Origin of the sequence: Eikenella longinqua, from assembly GCF_001648355.1 — a bacterium.
Lineage (GTDB): Bacteria > Pseudomonadota > Gammaproteobacteria > Burkholderiales > Neisseriaceae > Eikenella > Eikenella longinqua.
Genome location: NZ_LXSL01000028.1, coordinates 317,712 through 332,777, shown reverse-complemented (window position 1 = coordinate 332,777; position 15,066 = coordinate 317,712). Strand labels below are relative to the sequence as shown.

Annotated in this window: 16 protein-coding genes, 1 tRNA gene and 3 pseudogenes; 16 read left to right on the top strand and 4 right to left on the bottom strand. The window is 57.9% G+C overall.

The genetic code is table 11. The features are described 5' to 3' along the window. From A7P95_RS12555 to A7P95_RS09140, 3 genes are all read left to right on the top strand, one after another. Positions 1-160 (top strand): phiTE_015 family protein (locus A7P95_RS12555; RefSeq protein ID WP_483782936.1); only part of this gene is annotated, 160 nt, incomplete at its 5' end. A gap of 25 nt (positions 161-185) precedes the next feature. After that, the gene (locus tag A7P95_RS12510; protein WP_082890783.1) at positions 186-515 is read left to right on the top strand and encodes a helix-turn-helix domain-containing protein; all 330 of its coding nucleotides are present in this window, start codon (positions 186-188) and stop codon (positions 513-515) included. Further along, positions 404-1,447 (top strand): tyrosine-type recombinase/integrase, encoded by a 1,044-nt coding sequence (locus tag A7P95_RS09140; protein WP_425387467.1) that lies wholly within the window; start codon positions 404-406, stop codon positions 1,445-1,447. Before A7P95_RS12510 ends, A7P95_RS09140 begins: the two co-directional genes overlap by 112 nt. A gap of 19 nt (positions 1,448-1,466) precedes the next feature. Here A7P95_RS09140 and A7P95_RS09135 read toward each other — a convergent pair. The 4 genes and pseudogenes from A7P95_RS09135 to A7P95_RS09120 form a co-directional block, all read right to left on the bottom strand. After that, positions 1,467-1,543, bottom strand: a tRNA-Pro gene (locus A7P95_RS09135). A gap of 23 nt (positions 1,544-1,566) precedes the next feature. Continuing rightward, positions 1,567-1,911 carry a hypothetical protein gene (locus A7P95_RS09130; protein WP_067594290.1) on the bottom strand — a complete coding sequence of 115 codons (345 nt, stop codon included), beginning with the start codon at positions 1,909-1,911 and terminating at the stop codon, positions 1,567-1,569. After that, a complete protein-coding gene (locus A7P95_RS09125; protein WP_067594286.1) occupies positions 1,895-2,197 on the bottom strand; it encodes an integration host factor subunit alpha in 303 nt (100 codons plus the stop codon). The genes A7P95_RS09130 and A7P95_RS09125 overlap by 17 nt, the downstream gene beginning before the upstream one ends. Before the next feature lie 152 nt (positions 2,198-2,349). Beyond that, positions 2,350-4,122, bottom strand: a pseudogene (locus A7P95_RS09120) (M61 family metallopeptidase). A gap of 289 nt (positions 4,123-4,411) precedes the next feature. Between A7P95_RS09120 and ccoN the strand changes: the two are divergent. The 13 genes and pseudogenes from ccoN to A7P95_RS09065 all read left to right on the top strand — a co-directional run bounded on the left by ccoN (position 4,412) and on the right by A7P95_RS09065 (position 14,895). Next, positions 4,412-5,854 (top strand): cytochrome-c oxidase, cbb3-type subunit I, encoded by a 1,443-nt coding sequence (gene ccoN / locus A7P95_RS09115; protein ID WP_067594283.1) that lies wholly within the window; start codon positions 4,412-4,414, stop codon positions 5,852-5,854. A 37-nt stretch (positions 5,855-5,891) separates the two neighbouring features. Next, positions 5,892-6,515 (top strand): cytochrome-c oxidase, cbb3-type subunit II, encoded by a 624-nt coding sequence (gene ccoO, locus A7P95_RS09110; RefSeq protein WP_067594281.1) that lies wholly within the window; start codon positions 5,892-5,894, stop codon positions 6,513-6,515. A gap of 17 nt (positions 6,516-6,532) precedes the next feature. Beyond that, a complete protein-coding gene (locus A7P95_RS09105) occupies positions 6,533-6,745 on the top strand; it encodes a hypothetical protein (protein ID WP_067594279.1) in 213 nt (70 codons plus the stop codon). Continuing rightward, positions 6,745-7,761: pseudogene (ccoP, locus tag A7P95_RS09100) on the top strand (cytochrome-c oxidase, cbb3-type subunit III); the annotation flags it as partial. The gene A7P95_RS09105 and the pseudogene ccoP, both read left to right, overlap by 1 nt. A gap of 183 nt (positions 7,762-7,944) precedes the next feature. After that, the gene (serS, locus tag A7P95_RS09095) at positions 7,945-9,237 is read left to right on the top strand and encodes a serine--tRNA ligase (RefSeq protein WP_067594275.1); all 1,293 of its coding nucleotides are present in this window, start codon (positions 7,945-7,947) and stop codon (positions 9,235-9,237) included. Positions 9,238-9,307: 70 nt separating this feature from the next. Then, positions 9,308-10,141, top strand: coding sequence for a PHP domain-containing protein (locus A7P95_RS09090; RefSeq protein ID WP_067594273.1), 834 nt, complete (start codon positions 9,308-9,310; stop codon positions 10,139-10,141). Between the two features lie 65 nt (positions 10,142-10,206). Continuing rightward, positions 10,207-10,476, top strand: coding sequence for a hypothetical protein (locus tag A7P95_RS09085; protein WP_067594271.1), 270 nt, complete (start codon positions 10,207-10,209; stop codon positions 10,474-10,476). Between the two features lie 151 nt (positions 10,477-10,627). Next, positions 10,628-10,795: a hypothetical protein gene (locus A7P95_RS11770; protein ID WP_156503567.1), complete on the top strand. Its 168-nt coding sequence runs from the start codon at positions 10,628-10,630 to the stop codon at positions 10,793-10,795. A gap of 485 nt (positions 10,796-11,280) precedes the next feature. Next, complete coding sequence (locus A7P95_RS09080) at positions 11,281-11,745, top strand: Imm63 family immunity protein (RefSeq protein ID WP_067594269.1); 465 nt, start codon at positions 11,281-11,283, stop codon at positions 11,743-11,745. A gap of 43 nt (positions 11,746-11,788) precedes the next feature. Then, positions 11,789-11,895: pseudogene (locus A7P95_RS11765) on the top strand (IS5/IS1182 family transposase); the annotation flags it as partial. A 106-nt stretch (positions 11,896-12,001) separates the two neighbouring features. Then, the gene (gene radA / locus A7P95_RS09075) at positions 12,002-13,381 is read left to right on the top strand and encodes a DNA repair protein RadA (protein WP_067594268.1); all 1,380 of its coding nucleotides are present in this window, start codon (positions 12,002-12,004) and stop codon (positions 13,379-13,381) included. A gap of 200 nt (positions 13,382-13,581) precedes the next feature. Next, positions 13,582-14,127 (top strand): hypothetical protein, encoded by a 546-nt coding sequence (locus tag A7P95_RS09070; RefSeq protein WP_225748252.1) that lies wholly within the window; start codon positions 13,582-13,584, stop codon positions 14,125-14,127. 84 nt (positions 14,128-14,211) lie between these two features. Then, entirely contained in the window at positions 14,212-14,895 is a 684-nt protein-coding gene (locus A7P95_RS09065; RefSeq protein ID WP_067594267.1) for an alpha/beta hydrolase, read from the top strand. Positions 14,896-15,066 lie beyond the last annotated feature (171 nt).

Below are 15,066 nucleotides of genomic sequence, written 5' to 3'. Positions count from 1 at the left end.
CGAACAAGAGCGCAAAGCATTTGAGGCGTGGATGGCTGAGCTCTATCCAACCAATCCTCAAACGGAGTGGGTGGGCGACGAATACAGCCGCCTAGGTACACAGTACAAGTGGGAAGGCTGGCAAGCCCGCGCCTCTCAATCCACAAACCCCGCCGCGTAATGCGGCTTTAGTTTGGAGATTCAAAATGCTCAACGTAGAACAAGCAGCCGAGAGATTGTTTCTGCATCCCGAAACCGTGCGGCTGAAGGCGAGAACCAAAGAAATCCCGGCATACAAGAAGAACGGGAAGTGGTACTTCTTCGCCGACGAACTGGACGCCTACATCAAATCGGATAACAATGCAGCCTTGCAAGAGGCTGCACATGAAAGGAGTTTCTCATGTCCAGCAAAAACATCATCAAGGTGTACAAAAGGAAAGAGAGGAGAGGTTGGTACTATTCGTTCACCGCGCCAAACGGACAGCGAATACGCCGCCATGCTCAAACTGACGACGAGCAGCAAGCAAAGGAATTAGCCGCCAAACACTACAACAGCTTGTTTGAAGTACAGCGTTTAGGCAGCAAGCCGGAGCACTCGTGGCAGGAAACCGTGGTTGAGTGGTTAAAAGAAAATCCGAAGAAACAGCAAGATTACAACACCTTGCTGTTTCTTCGCTGGTTGGATAACCACTTAGGGCATCTGAACATCTCGCAGATTGACCGCGAAGTATTGCGACAGGTGCGGGACGCCAAGATGGCGGAGCAGGTCAAACCCCGTACCGTGAATGCCTACCTGCAACAAATCCGTATCGTGTTGCGGGCAGCCTATGATTGGGGCTGGTTAGACAGGGTACCCAAGTTCACGCTGTTGGAAGAACCCAAGCGGCGGGAACGCTGGCTGACCTCGGACGAGAAAGAAAGACTGTTTGCCGAACTGCCGGAACACCTGATTCCGATTGTCCGCTTCGCACTCGCTACCGGACTGCGTATGAGCAATATCACGCAGATGAAATGGTCGCAAATCGACCTACACCGGCAGACTGCCTGGATATTCGCCGACAGCACCAAAGCCGGACGCCCCATCGGTGTGCCGCTGAACCATGAAGCGATGGATACGCTGCGTTCACAGATGGGGAAGCATCCTGAGTTTGTCTTTATCTTTCGAGGCAAACCCATTAAGCGAGCCAACCAAGCAGCATGGCGCAAAGCACGAGACCGGGCGGGCTTATCGGATTTCAGGTTTCACGACTGTCGCCACACATGGGCAACCAACCATGTGATTTCCGGGACGCCCATCTACCAACTGAAGGAACTGGGTAGCTGGTCAAGCATGGAGATGGTGCAAAAGTACGCCCATCTCAACGTGGAACACCTGAAAGAATTTGCAGATAACGCCTCACGTTTTGGCACCAATTTGACACCAGTAGCAAACCAAGACGGACAAAGAAAAAACAGCCAGTATAACTGACTGTTTTTATGTATCGTTTTGGTCGGAGTGAAAGGATTCGAACCTTCGACCCCTTGCACCCCATGCAAGTGCGCTACCAGACTGCGCCACACTCCGACTCTTGAAAGGAAGCGCGAATTTTAAGCTGTTTTTTGCGGTTTGGCAAGAACTGCTTCGATTTTTCCTAAAATGTTTTGCAAATCGGCTTTTACTTCGTCTGCCGTGGCGGCGTTGCGGCCGAGTTTGTCGCGGCCGTTGAGGTTGAAGCGGTCGACGTAGGCGGGGAAGCTGCCGCTGAGCTGCCGCAGTTTGACTACGTCTTGCCGGGTGTATTGGTTGCCGCCGCGGCCGATTACGATGCCGTTATCCTGCTGCCATTGGTAGAACTGTTCGGGCTGGATGTCGGCCAGGTAGCACAGTTCTTCCAAATCGAAGTAGCGTTTGGCGGGAATGGGCGGCAGGGGGTGTTTAGCTTTGTTTGCCATAGTTGTGTTCTACCATGCCTTTGAGTTTTTGGCTGGCGTGGAAGGTAACGACGCGGCGGGCGGTGATGGGCACTTCTTTGCCGGTTTTGGGGTTGCGGCCGGGGCGCTGGGGTTTGTCGCGCAGTTGGAAGTTGCCGAAGCCGGAGATTTTGATTTCTTCGCCGCGCTCTAGGGTGGCGCGGATTTCTTCGAAAAACAGTTCAACGAGCTCTTTGGCGTCGTTCTTGCTGATGTTGCTGACTTTTTCGACCAGGATATCGGCCAGTTCTGCTTTGGTGAGTGTCATCGGTGTTACCTCTTAAAATTGCGTAGGTTGCGGATTATCGCTAATTAAGTTTTAGAAATCAAGTGAATGCTGCGATATGTGGGAAATTCGGCGGAATCCGGCTGCGGATTGTGTTGTTTGTTTTGCTTGGGCTTTGTGTTGTGTGTTGTTATTTAAGGGGTTTTGAGGCTACCTGAAAATGGTTGCGGGGCTTGCAGCCAGTCGTCGAGTGCGGCGGGGTTTTCGATGGTGAGCCAGGCGGTGTCAGGGCGGGCGGTTTGTACGGTGGCCTGGGTGCGGTGGAGGACGCCGTGCCGGAAGTAGTGCAGCTCGACTTGGCTACCGGGGGTTTGTTGCTGCCATTGTTGGGCGAAATCGGCGGTGCTGTAGCGGTTGAGGGCGACGATGCGGTCGCCGGGGGCGAGGCCGGCTTGTTCGGCGCTGCCGCCGGTAAGGACGTGGCTGAGGGTGATGTCGCTGCTGCTTTGCTGGAAGCGGGCGCCGAAGTCGTTGGCGGGGCTGATGTGGGGCGGGCTGCCGCAGCCGCCGTTGTGCGTGGGCGGGAGGGGCAGCCAGTGCAGGTGGATGCCGGCGGCGGCGAGGCAGCTTTCTAGGGGGAGGTCGCGGGTGCTGCGGATGAGGTGGTCGAATAGTTCGCTCAGGTCTAGGCTGGTGGTGCGTTGGGCGAATTCTTCCCATTCGGTTTCGGTGAGGGGTGTTTTGCGGGTGAGCCAGTCTTGGTAGAGGGCTTGCATGAGGGTGTCGAGGCTGTGGGGGTTGTGCTGGCGGAGGGTGAGGTCGAGGCAGAGGGCGGCGAGGGCGCCTTGCTGGTAGTAGCTGGTGATGGCGTTGGGGCTGTTTTCGTTTTGTTTGTAGTATTTGTCCCAGGCGTGGAAGCTGGATTGGGCGAGGGTTTGCTGGCGGCGGCCGGGGTTGCGGCGCACGCGGGTGAGGGTGTGGGCGAGTTGTGTGAGGTAGGCGGTGGGGGAAATGCTGCCGCTACGCACGAGGAAGAGGTCGTCGTAGTAGGAGGTGATGCCTTCGAATGCCCAGAGGAGGCGGGTGTAGGCTTCTTGGTTGAGGTCGGATTGGGCGAGGGCGGCGGGCTGGATGGATTTGACGTTCCAGGTGTGGAAGTATTCGTGGGAAATGAGGCCGAGCAGTTGGCTGTAGTTGTCGGAGGCTTCGGGGCGGTTTTTTTCAGGTAGCCAGTTGCGGTCGGCGAGCAGGGCGGTGGAGTTGCTGTGTTCGAGGCCGCCGTAAATGTGGTCGCCGAGGTGGAGCAGGAAGGTGTAGTGCTAGAAGGGGGCGGGGGAGGGGAAGAATTGGAGCTGGGCGGCGCAGATGGCTTGGGTGTCGGCGAGCAGACGCGGGCGGTCGAAATCGGGGTAGTGGCCGCTGAGGACGATGCGGTGGGGGATGCCGCCGGCGGTGAAACGGAGGATTTCGAGTGTGCCGGCTTCGAGCGGGCAGTCGATGAGGTGGCGGTAGTTTTGGGCTTGGTAGAGGCTGCTGCCGAGGTGGGGCAGGGCGGTGGCGGTTTGCCAGTGTTGGGGGAAGTTGAGCTGGATTTGGTGGGGCTCTTGGCTGTCTGAGGCTACCTGAAAAAAGAGGGCGGCGCCGTTGAAGAAGGCGCGTTGGTTGTCCATATAGCAGCCGCGCACGGAGAGGTCGAAGGCGTATACGCGGTATTCGACGAGCCATTCGCCTTGCTGGGCTTTGGCGGATTGCCAGTTGTTTTTGCTGATGGCTTGCAGCTCGGCGGGTTGGCCGTTGCAGCGGGCTTCTATGCAGACGATGTGGCGGGCGAACTCGCGGATCATGTAGCTGCCGGGTATCCAGTTGGGCAGGCTGAGGCAGACGGGCTCTTGGCCGCTATGGTTGAAGCGAAGTTGGACTTGGAAGAGGTGTTGCTGGGGTAGGGGAGTAATGATGTAGTGGGGCATTTGGGTGGATTTCGTTTAATTTGAAAGGAGGGGATGGTTTTGGCTTTGCTGAGGCGGTGTTTGCCGGTTTTCAGGTAGCCTGCTTGTGTTAAAAATAAAAAGATGATGTGTATTTTTGTGGTTATAGTGTGTGTTTTGTTTTAAAATATACCGCTTAAACTGTGCGCAGTCTATGTTGGACGGACCGGCGGCGGTTGCTTTTCATATTAAAAATAAATCGGACACGGCGGCAAGGCTTTGCCGGCAAAGCCGATATTGAAGTGTACAGCCATCTTTATGGAGGGTTTTCATGGAAACACAAACCTATAACTACAAGGTAGTGCGGCAGTTTGCCGTGGTGACGGTGGTGTGGGGTGTGGTTGGGATGCTGGTTGGGGTGATTGTGGCGGCTCAGCTCTATCTCCCCCAGCTGAATTTGTCTGAAGTCGGCCCGTGGTTTCACTTCGGCCGTCTGCGCCCGCTGCACACCAATGCCATTATTTTTGCGTTCGGCGGCTGCGGCTTGATTGCCACGTCTTATTATGTGGTGCAGCGCACCTGTAACGCCCGCCTATACGGCGGCTGGTTGCCGGCCTTCACTTTTTGGGGCTGGCAAGCAGTGATTGTGCTTGCTGCCATCACCCTGCCGTTGGGCTACACCCAGGGCAAGGAATATGCCGAATTGGCCTGGCCGATCGATATTTTAATTGCCGTAGTGTGGGTGGCTTATGCCATCGTGTTCTTCGGCACCATCGCCAAGCGCAAAATCAAGCATATTTATGTGGCCAACTGGTTCTACGGTGCTTTCATTTTGGCAGTGGCGCTGTTGCATATTGTGAACAATATTGCCGTGCCGGTGGGCTTGTTCCGCATGACCTCCTATCCGATTTACGGCGGCGCCATCGATGCGATGGTGCAGTGGTGGTATGGCCATAATGCGGTGGGCTTTTTCCTGACCGCAGGCTTCTTGGGCATGATGTATTACTTCGTGCCCAAACAGGCCGGCCGCCCGGTGTATTCCTATCGTTTGTCGGTGGTGCACTTCTGGGCGCTGATCTTTACCTATATGTGGGCCGGCCCGCACCATCTGCACTACACCGCTCTGCCCGACTGGACTCAATCTCTGGGCATGGTGTTGTCGCTGATTCTGTTTGTGCCTTCTTGGGGCGGCATGATCAACGGCATCATGACCCTCTCCGGCGCGTGGGACAAACTGCGCACCGATCCAATCCTGAAATTCCTGGTGGTTTCCCTCTCTTTCTACGGCATGTCTACCTTTGAAGGCCCGATGATGTCGATCAAAACCGTGAACGCCTTGAGCCACTACACCGACTGGACGGTCGGCCACGTGCATGCCGGCGCCTTGGGCTGGGTGGGTTTCGTAACCATGGGTTCGATTTACTATCTGATTCCGCGCCTGTTCGGCCGCAAAGAAATGTACAGCACCAAGCTGATTGAAGCCCATTTCTGGATTGGCACCGTGGGTATCGTGCTCTATATCGCTTCCATGTGGATTGCCGGCGTGATGCAGGGCTTGATGTGGGGGCAGCTCACCGACAACGGCACTTTGGCTAACCCGGATTTCGTTACCAGCGTGGCAGCCACGATGAAGTATTACCTGATTCGTTTGATGGGCGGCTTGCTGTATCTGTCCGGCATGCTGCTGATGGCCTACAACGTGTACCGCACCGCAACGGCGGGCAAGCCGGTGGATGCCGAGATCCCCGCGCTTACGCACAGCCAGCAGCATTAACACGATAAAATAACAGAAGAAAGAACAGGCTACCAAAATGCAACTACAAAAACTTGCCGAAGGAAAAGTAGGCTACCTGATTGTTTTTACCTTTCTGCTGGTGAGTATCGGGCTGTTGGTTGAAGTCGTGCCGCTGTATTTCAGCCCGGTGGTAACCGAGCCCATTCCCGGCGTGAAGCCCTATACCGCTCTTCAGGTAGCCGGCCGCGATATTTATATTCGCGAAGGCTGCTACAACTGCCACTCGCAGATGATTCGTCCGTTCCGTGCGGAAACTGAGCGCTATGGCCATTATTCCGTGGCCGGAGAATCGGTGTACGACCATCCCTTCCAATGGGGTTCCAAACGCACCGGTCCGGATTTGGCTCGTGTGGGCGGCCGTTATTCCGACGAGTGGCATCGCCGCCACTTGATGGATCCGCGTTCCGTACAGCCTGAATCCAATATGCCGGCTTTCCCCTGGCTGGCGCGTAAGCGTGTGGACGGTGCGGAAGTTGCCCGCCATATGCGCGCCTTGCGTGCGGTAGGCGTGCCTTATTCCGATGAGGAAATCGCCGCCGCCCCGGCCGAGGTGGAAGGCAAATCCGAGATGGAGGCAGTTATCGCCTACCTGCAAGGCTTGGGTTTGGCGCTGAAAAATAACAATATTGGAAAACAATAATAAAGGCAGGGTAATCGATGGAAGCGGGTATCGTATGGGCTAAAGTGTCGCCCTTCTTGGTTGGTATCGTATTCTTGGCGATTGTGCTGATCGCGTTCAGCCGTAAAACCAAACAATACTATCAAGATGAGGGTTGGCGCGTGGTGGAGGATGAAGACAGCGTTGTGTCTGCCGAATCTTCCGCCGACAGCCCCGATATGCCGCATTCAAGAGATAACGGAGCACAATAATGAATACATCCCACTTCACCAGCAATTTTTGGAACTACTATATCGCCGTCATTGTCGTGGTCAGCTTTATCGGGCTGTTGTGGCTGATTTTGTCGCAAAACAAGGTTAAGCTACCGCCCAAAGGCGAAGACGTGAAAACCACCGGCCACGCTTGGGACGGCATCGAGGAATACAACAACCCGCTGCCGCGTTGGTGGTTTTATCTGTATATCCTGATTTGGTTGTTCGGTATCGGCTATTTGTATGTGTATCCCGGCTTGGGCGACTACAAAGGCGCCATCGGCTGGACCAGCACCAACCAATACGAAACCGAAGTAAAAGAGGCTAATGCCCAGTTTGCGCCGGTATATGCCAAATTTGCCGGTATGAGTGTGGAACAGGTGGCCGCCGATCCTCAGGCGCAGCTCATCGGTAAAGACCTGTTTGACACCTATTGCATCCAGTGCCACGCGGCCGACGCGAAAGGCCAAACCGGCTTCCCCAACCTCACCGACAACGACTGGCTGTGGGGTGGCTCGCCCGAGCAAATCCACCAGAGCATCGCGAAAGGCCGCATCGGCGTGATGGCAGCATGGGGGCCGGCATTGGGTGAAGAAGGCGTGAAAAACGCCGCCAACTATGTATTGTCTCTGTCTGGCGCGGCACACGACGAAGAGCGTGCCAAACGCGGCGACGCCATTTTCCACGGCCCGCCCGCCAACTGCTTCGTTTGCCACGGCGACAAAGGCCAAGGCGTGCCCGGCGCCGGTCCGAACCTGACCGACAAAGTCTGGTTGTGGGGCGGCAGCGAAAAAGCCATCATCGAAACCATCACCAACGGCCGCCACAGCCAAATGCCGGCCTGGGAAGGCTTCTTGGATGAAAACAAAATCCACATCCTGACCGCCTACGTATGGGGCAAATCCCATCCCAACGGCGCAGACAAGCCGGCTGCCGTGCCCGCTTCCGCCCCGGCAGCGCCGGCATCTGCCGCCGCTGAAGCCTCTGCTGCTTCAGGAAGCGCTTCGGCCGCAGCAAAATAAACCCTGTCGCCGCATAGCTGAGGCTACCTGAAAAACAAAATCCCGTTTTTCAGGTAGCCTTTCCCTTATCCCACGTTTACAATATACGGCCGAAATCATTGCATTCCCGCCCAAGCGGCCGAGCCGCCCCGGGAAGCCACCTTTTGGCAACCGCCGAACTTTCACAGGAGCAACGCCATGCTAGACATCCAACTCCTCCGCCACGATGCCGCCGCCGTAGCCGCCAAACTGGCTCAGCGCGGATTTGTTTTCGATTCCGCCGCCTTTGATGCCTTGGAAACACAACGCAAAGCCCTGCAAATGCGCACCGAAGAATTGCAGTCGCGGCGCAACAGTGTGTCCAAACAAATTGGCGCGCTGAAAGGGCAGGGCAAACACGCCGAAGCCGAAGCTGCCATGGCCGAAGTGGCGCAAATCAAAACTGATTTAGAACAAGCCGATACCGATTACCAAGCCGTGCAAGCGCAAATCGACGCCCTGCTGCTAGGCATTCCCAACCTGCCGCACGACAGCGTGCCCGTGGGCAAAGACGAAACCGAAAACGTAGAAGTGCGCCGCGTGGGCGAGCCGCGCCAATTTGATTTCGAAATCAAAGACCACGTGGATTTAGGCGAAAAACTCGGCCTCGATTTCGAAACTGCCGCCGCCCTTTCCGGCGCCCGCTTCAGCCTGATGAAAGGCCCGGCCGCCCGCCTGCACCGCGCCCTGGCGCAATTCATGCTCGACACCCACACCCAGCAGCACGGCTACACCGAATGCTACACGCCCTATATCGTGAGCGACAGCACCCTGGTCGGCACCGGCCAGCTGCCCAAATTCGGCGAAGACCTGTTCCACGTTACCCGCGGCGGCGACGAGAGCAAAACCACGCAATATCTCATCCCCACCGCCGAGGTAACGCTCACCAACACCGTGCGCGAGCGCATCCTGCCCGCCGACGCCCTGCCCATCAAGCTCACCGCCCATTCGCCCTGTTTCCGCAGCGAGGCCGGCTCGCACGGCAAAGACACGCGCGGCCTCATCCGGCAGCACCAGTTCGACAAAGTGGAAATGGTGCAAATCGTCCACCCCGAAGCCTCCTACGCCGCGCTGGAAGAAATGGTTGGCCACGCCGAGCGCATCCTGCAACTGCTCAAGCTGCCCTACCGCGTCATTACCCTGTGCACCGGCGACATGGGCTTCGGCGCTGCCAAAACCTATGACCTGGAAGTGTGGGTGCCCGCGCAAAACACCTACCGCGAAATTTCCAGCTGCTCCAACTGCGAAGACTTCCAAGCCCGCCGCATGAAAGCCCGCTTCAAAGACGAGAGTGGCAAAAACCGCCTTGTGCATACCCTCAACGGCTCCGGCCTCGCTGTCGGCCGCACCTTGGTGGCCGTGCTGGAAAACCACCAAAACGCCGACGGCAGCATCAACATCCCCGCCGCCCTGCGCCCCTATTTGGGCGGTTTGGAAAAGCTCGTTCCGTAAATTAAAAGGCTACCTGAAAACTGATTTTCCGTTTTCAGGTAGCCTTTAATGCTGCCAACTACCTGATTGAATGATAGATTTACACTGCCACTCCAATATCTCCGACGGCGCCCTGCCACCGCGTGAAGTGGTGCGGCTGGCGCACGCCAACGGCTGCACCCTGCTCGCCCTTACCGACCACGACCATACCGGCGGCCTGGCCGAAGCGCGGCAGGAAACAGACGCCTTGGGCATGCGCCTGATTAGCGGCGTGGAAATCTCCGTGAGCTGGCGCAAGCGCACCATCCACATGGTCGGCCTGAATTTCGACGAGCACAACAGCGGGCTGCAAAATCTGCTTGCGCGCGTGCGGCAGGGGCGGCTCGAACGCTTTGCCCGCATGGCCGAAAAACTCGAGCGCAGAGGCATGGCCGGCGCCTATGAAGGCGCGCTCGCGCTGGTGCCCAACCGCGAAATGGCCAGCCGCACCCACTTGGCGCAATGGCTGATCGAGCAAGGGCATGTGCGCAACAAACAGCAGGCCTTCAAAAAATACCTGGGCGATGGCAAACCCGCCTGGGTAAAGCACGAATGGGCATTGCTGGAAGAGGCGGTGGCAGCTGTGCTCGGCGCAGGCGGCATCGCGGTGATTGCTCATCCCATCCGCTACGGTTTGTCGGCCACCGCGCAGCACAATTTATTTAACGAATTCAAAGCACTAGGCGGACAAGCCATCGAAGTGCACAGCGCCACCACCAATCTGAACGACCGCCTCAACTACGCCCGACTGGCCGAGCAGTACGGTTTTCTCGCCAGCGCCGGCAGCGATTTCCACCGCGTGGGCGACTTCGGCAGCGGCAGATTGGGCGCCTGCCCGCCGTTGCCGGAGCGTTGCCGGCCGGTTTGGCAGGAATTTTGCTTGTAAACCAGAATCGGGCGGCCGCGGCCGCCATGCCTCATCCTAGGAAAACGGTATCAGAAGGAAATAACATGTTGAAACAATTTGAAATCAACAACTACGTGAGAAAACAGCTGCAAGATTACCTCAACGAGAAAAAACTCACGCTGGAGCAGGCCATGGCCGAAGAAGCCAGCAACAACGAGATTGCCGCCATCGTGCACGGCGGCCTGCCCGGCATGGTGCGCAAAATTTATTCGCTGGGCAAAATGCAAGCTTTCTTCTGGGAAAAGCGCGATTTAATTCAGGGCTTTATTGCAGAACGTCTGCAAGCGCCCGCCAAACCGGCCAAGAAGAAATAAGCCGCGTCGGCGGCGTTTGGCTTGAAGCACGGGTTTGAACGGCGCCGGGGCTTCGTTTTCAGGTAGCCTGCCTGTGCGGGCTGCCGCCAATAGTTTCCACGTCAGAGCAGGGCGTGGGAAGTCAATATTTAGCAAATGAGAAAGGGTTGAAATGTTTTTAGTATGGTTGGCAATTATTTTGGGCGGCGTGGTGGCTTTCTTCTTTTTCCGCAACCGCAAAATCGAGCAGGAATTGGAACGCGAGCGCCGCGAAGAAGAAATCGAAAAGATTTTGGAACGCAAACGCAAAGAAATCGAGCAGGATAAAACGCTGAACTGATCCGTTTGGGTTTTGGCCCGCACGGTTTGCTTGGCAAATCCGTGCAATGCCGCCTGTCAGTCGGCCGCTTTCGGGCGGCCGATTTGCTTTGCTTTCAGGGTAAGGCTACCTGAAAGCGCAGCTTCAACGAAGTTAAAACAAAATCTTGCCGCAGCCGAAATAAAGTTTCTGCAAAGTTAAGCTAACTTGTCGGCTTCGGGCGGCTGCTTCTGCATACCAAACGCCAACGGCTTAATTCCAGCGTGGCAACGCGGTACAATTGGGCGCAAGCCCAATCTGGCATATAACAAGCGCCATGTTCCACATCCTCAAAACCATCTGGCAAGGCCTCAACCAGTCCGGTCGTACCTTTCCCCACCAGCTTGCCCGCCACGGCTTCACTTCAGCCGCGCAATTCGGCAACGAGAGCAATTACACGCTGAATTTCTGCAAAACAGATTTTCAGGTAGTCTGCACCCCCCTCCCACCCCATTACGGAGCCAACCATGCCATCAGATCCCCTTGCCACGCTGCGCCAAAAAATCCACCAAGCGCGCGACGGTCTGCTCGCCGCCGTGCGCCGCGCCGGCTTGCCCGACGACAGCTTTGCTTGGCTGTATTTCGCCGACAGCACCACCGAAGCCTTTCCCGACGGCTGCACCATCGCCTACCGCCAAACCGCCGCGCACGGCTCATACCGCTACATCATTGCCGAGCGTGGCAGAATACTGCGCGACGACCGCTCAACCAGCCTGCACCGCTTTCTCTACTACCCCCTGCAAGACATCACCCACCAAGCCGCCTGCCGCCACGAGCTGGACCACCGGCAGCCCAACCAAGATTTCCGCCGTATCCTGTTTGTCAAGCAGCTCAAACTCTTGGCAAAAATCCACCCTGATTACGCCGCTCGCCGCCAAGCCGAAATCGACGCCATATTGCGGCAACACCCCTATCGCGACGATGCAGCCTGAAACGCCCAATCCGATTTCTGTTTCGCAGAAATTCCGTTACGCTACGTTTTATAGTGGATTAAATTTAAATCGGGACAAGGCGGCGAGCCGCAGACAGTACAAGCAGTACGGCAAGGCGAGCCAACGCCGTACCGGTTTAAATTTAATCCGCGATAGCTTCGCAGAAACCCAGCCTTGCTCCACAAAGACACCACTTCCAGGTAGTCTCCCTCCCCAGCCAAAGGCTACCTGAAAAATAACCCCACAAAGGACCCCCATGGCCAAAGCCCCCAAAACCCTCTACACCTGCACCGAATGCGGCGGCACCGTGCCCAAGTGGCAGGGCAAATGCCCGCACTGCGGCGAATGGAACACCCTGCAAGAAGGCATTGCCGCGCCCGAGCCGAAAAACGCCCGCTTCCAGTCGTGGGCGGCGGACACCTCGCAAGTGCAGGAATTGTCCAAAGTAACCGCCGCCGAAGTGCCGCGCGAGCCCACCGGCATGGGCGAACTTGACCGCGTGCTCGGCGGCGGGCTGGTGGACGGCGCGGTCATCCTGCTCGGCGGCGACCCGGGCATCGGCAAATCCACGCTGCTCTTGCAAACCATTGCCCTGATGGCGAAAAAGCGCAACGTGCTGTATGTGTCCGGCGAGGAATCCGCCCAACAGGTCGCCCTGCGCGCCCAACGGCTCGGCCTGAACGCGGACGGCGTGCATCTGTTGGCGGAAATCCGTTTGGAAGCCGTTCAGGCTGCCTTAAAGCAGCACCAACCTGCCGTGGTGGTCATCGACTCCATTCAAACCATGTATTCCGACCAAATCACCTCCGCGCCCGGCTCCGTGTCGCAGGTGCGCGAGTGCGCCGCGCAGTTCACGCGCATGGCCAAGCAGATGGGCACCGCCATGATTTTTGTCGGCCATGTAACCAAAGACGGCGCGATTGCCGGCCCGCGCGTGCTCGAACACATGGTGGACACCGTGCTGTATTTCGAGGGCGACCAGCATTCCAACTACCGCATGATACGCGCCATCAAAAACCGCTTCGGCGCGGCCAACGAGCTGGGCGTGTTCGCCATGACCGAAACCGGCCTCAAAGGCGTGTCCAACCCCTCCGCCATCTTCCTCGCCAGCTACCGCGACGACGTGGCGGGCTCGTGCGTGCTGGTTACCCAAGAAGGCAGCCGCCCGCTGCTGGTGGAAATCCAAGCCTTGGTGGACGACGCGCACGGCTTCACGCCCAAACGGCTCACCGTGGGCTTGGAGCAAAACCGCTTGGCCATGCTGCTGGCCGTGCTCAACCGCCACGCCGGCATCGCCTGCTTCGACCAAGACGTGTTCATCAACGCCGTGGGCGGCGTGAAAATCAGCGAGCCAGCGGCGGATTTGGCGGTGATTCTGGCGATGGTGTCCAGCTTCCGCAACAAGCCGCTGCCCGAAAAAATGGTGGCCTTCGGCGAAATCGGCCTGAGCGGCGAAGTGCGCCCCGTGGCGCGCGGGCAGGAGCGGCTGAAAGAAGCGGAAAAACTCGGCTTCCAGCGCGCCATCGTCCCCAAGGCCAACCTGCCGCGCAATAAAAAAGAATTCCCCAAGCTCGAACTCTTCGGCGTGGAGCGGCTGGACGAGGCGGTGCGGTTGTGCAGGGATTTGGTAGATTAAGTTTCAGGTAGCCTGCAATCGGCGAAAGGCTACCTGAAAAGTATATCTGTAAGGCTGAAATGCACACGGTAAATTTATGATGAACCTATCCCCCATTATCGAAAAACTGCACCGCGCTTACACCGATTTCCTCGCCTGGAAAACCGCCGAATTCGGCAGCCTGCCCGAGCAGGAAATCGGCGGCGAATGGGAATGCAACTATGCCGCCATGCCCGAAGTGTGGGCGGCGTGTTTCGATTTCGCGCAGCAGCTTCCCGCGCACCAATGGCAGCCGGAGCAGGCCGCGCAGCTGCTTTATCCTCACCGCCCGCGACAACGAAAGCGAATACATTGCGGGAATGCTGCCCGAGCCCGCCCTGCTGCGCCTGTGCGACACCTATCGGCAGCAGCCCGTGTACGATGCGGGCTGGCAGCTGGCTGTACAGCTCCCGCGCCTGTCCGACCGTGCCGCCGCATGGCAATGGGCGGAATATTTCTGCAACGACCCCGACGAATACACCTGCCGCCGTGCCCTGACGGTATCCGGCAGCCTGCACGCGCCGCACACCGAACGCTACGCCGAATGGTTTTGGCAGCGCGACACTTTCCGCCATACCAAAGGCTGGGATGCCGAGGAATACCAGAGAATCGCCGTGTTGCAGGCTTTGGCCGCGATGGGCTCGCCCTTGCTGCCCCAATATTTACGCTTGGCGCGGCAAGACGGGCGGCAGTATTTGGTGCAGCAGGCGCAGGCCTTGGGCGGCTAGGCAGCTTTTGGTTTCGCAGAAAATGCGCTGCCGTTTTTCAGGTAGCCCCTTATTCAAAATTCTTTGACATAGAGAGCAAACATCATGACCCAGTTTCCCATCCGCACCCTGCAAGCCGCCGGCAAAACCGTTTATCTTGCCGAAACCGCAGACTGCCGCCCCGACAGCCCGCTGGTGCTGACCTTCCTGTCCCAAAAAGAAACCGCAGAGCTGGCCGCCCTGCTGCCTGAAATCCCGCTGCGGCTGGCGGCGGTGGACGAACCGGATTGGGAGGCGGCGTTCACGCCGTGGGCGGCACCGCGTGCGTTTAAGGGCGCGGCCGATTTCGGCGGCGGGGCGGATGATTACTTGGCCATGCTGGAACAACGGCTGCTGCCGCAGTTGGAGGCGGAGTTGGCAATACAGCCCGCATGGCGCGGGCTGGCGGGCTTTTCGCTGGGCGGGCTGCTGGCGGCATATGCGGCCTACCGCAGCGGTGCGTTTGCCCGTCTGGCGGCGGTGTCGGCTTCGCTGTGGTTCGACGGCTGGCCGGAGTTTGCCGCCGAACACGCCTTCCGCACGCCGCCGCAGCGCGCCTATTTTTCGGTGGGCGACAAGGAGAAAAACAGCCGCAACCCGCGTTTGGCCTGCGTGGAAGACAATATCCGCGCCACGGCCGAACTGTGGCGGCAGCGCGGCGTGAACACGCGCTTCGAGCTGAACCCGGGCGGCCATGTGGCCGAGGTGGCGCAGCGGATGGCGCGGGCGGTCGCTTGGCTGGCGAAATAGGTTTCCGCTTCGCCGAAGCTCAAATTGGCTGCGCGAAGGCATGGTGTTCACTGCGTTGAGGTTTACGCTTTTAGGTTGCCTAGGGCGTGCTTGAGGCTACCTGAAAAATATAGTGGATTAACTTAGACTAGGGTTGCGTTGCCTCGCCTTGGCCGGATTTTTGTTAATCCA

Excerpts from the sequence above, each read along its gene's own strand:
- A7P95_RS09105 (WP_067594279.1), top strand. The coding sequence starts at position 6,533 with ATGGAAGCGGGTATCGTATGGGCTAAAGTGTCGCCCTTCTTGGTTGGT.
- ccoO (WP_067594281.1), top strand. The coding sequence starts at position 5,892 with ATGCAACTACAAAAACTTGCCGAAGGAAAAGTAGGCTACCTGATTGTT.
- A7P95_RS09090 (WP_067594273.1), top strand. The coding sequence starts at position 9,308 with ATGATAGATTTACACTGCCACTCCAATATCTCCGACGGCGCCCTGCCA.
- A7P95_RS09070 (WP_225748252.1), top strand. The coding sequence starts at position 13,582 with ATGCCGCCATGCCCGAAGTGTGGGCGGCGTGTTTCGATTTCGCGCAGC.
- A7P95_RS09080 (WP_067594269.1), top strand. The coding sequence starts at position 11,281 with ATGCCATCAGATCCCCTTGCCACGCTGCGCCAAAAAATCCACCAAGCG.
- A7P95_RS09085 (WP_067594271.1), top strand. The coding sequence starts at position 10,207 with ATGTTGAAACAATTTGAAATCAACAACTACGTGAGAAAACAGCTGCAA.
- A7P95_RS09125 (WP_067594286.1), bottom strand. The coding sequence starts at position 2,197 with ATGACACTCACCAAAGCAGAACTGGCCGATATCCTGGTCGAAAAAGTC.
- A7P95_RS09065 (WP_067594267.1), top strand. The coding sequence starts at position 14,212 with ATGACCCAGTTTCCCATCCGCACCCTGCAAGCCGCCGGCAAAACCGTT.
- serS (WP_067594275.1), top strand. The coding sequence starts at position 7,945 with ATGCTAGACATCCAACTCCTCCGCCACGATGCCGCCGCCGTAGCCGCC.
- ccoN (WP_067594283.1), top strand. The coding sequence starts at position 4,412 with ATGGAAACACAAACCTATAACTACAAGGTAGTGCGGCAGTTTGCCGTG.
- A7P95_RS12510 (WP_082890783.1), top strand. The coding sequence starts at position 186 with ATGCTCAACGTAGAACAAGCAGCCGAGAGATTGTTTCTGCATCCCGAA.
- A7P95_RS11770 (WP_156503567.1), top strand. The coding sequence starts at position 10,628 with ATGTTTTTAGTATGGTTGGCAATTATTTTGGGCGGCGTGGTGGCTTTC.
- A7P95_RS09130 (WP_067594290.1), bottom strand. The coding sequence starts at position 1,911 with ATGGCAAACAAAGCTAAACACCCCCTGCCGCCCATTCCCGCCAAACGC.
- radA (WP_067594268.1), top strand. The coding sequence starts at position 12,002 with ATGGCCAAAGCCCCCAAAACCCTCTACACCTGCACCGAATGCGGCGGC.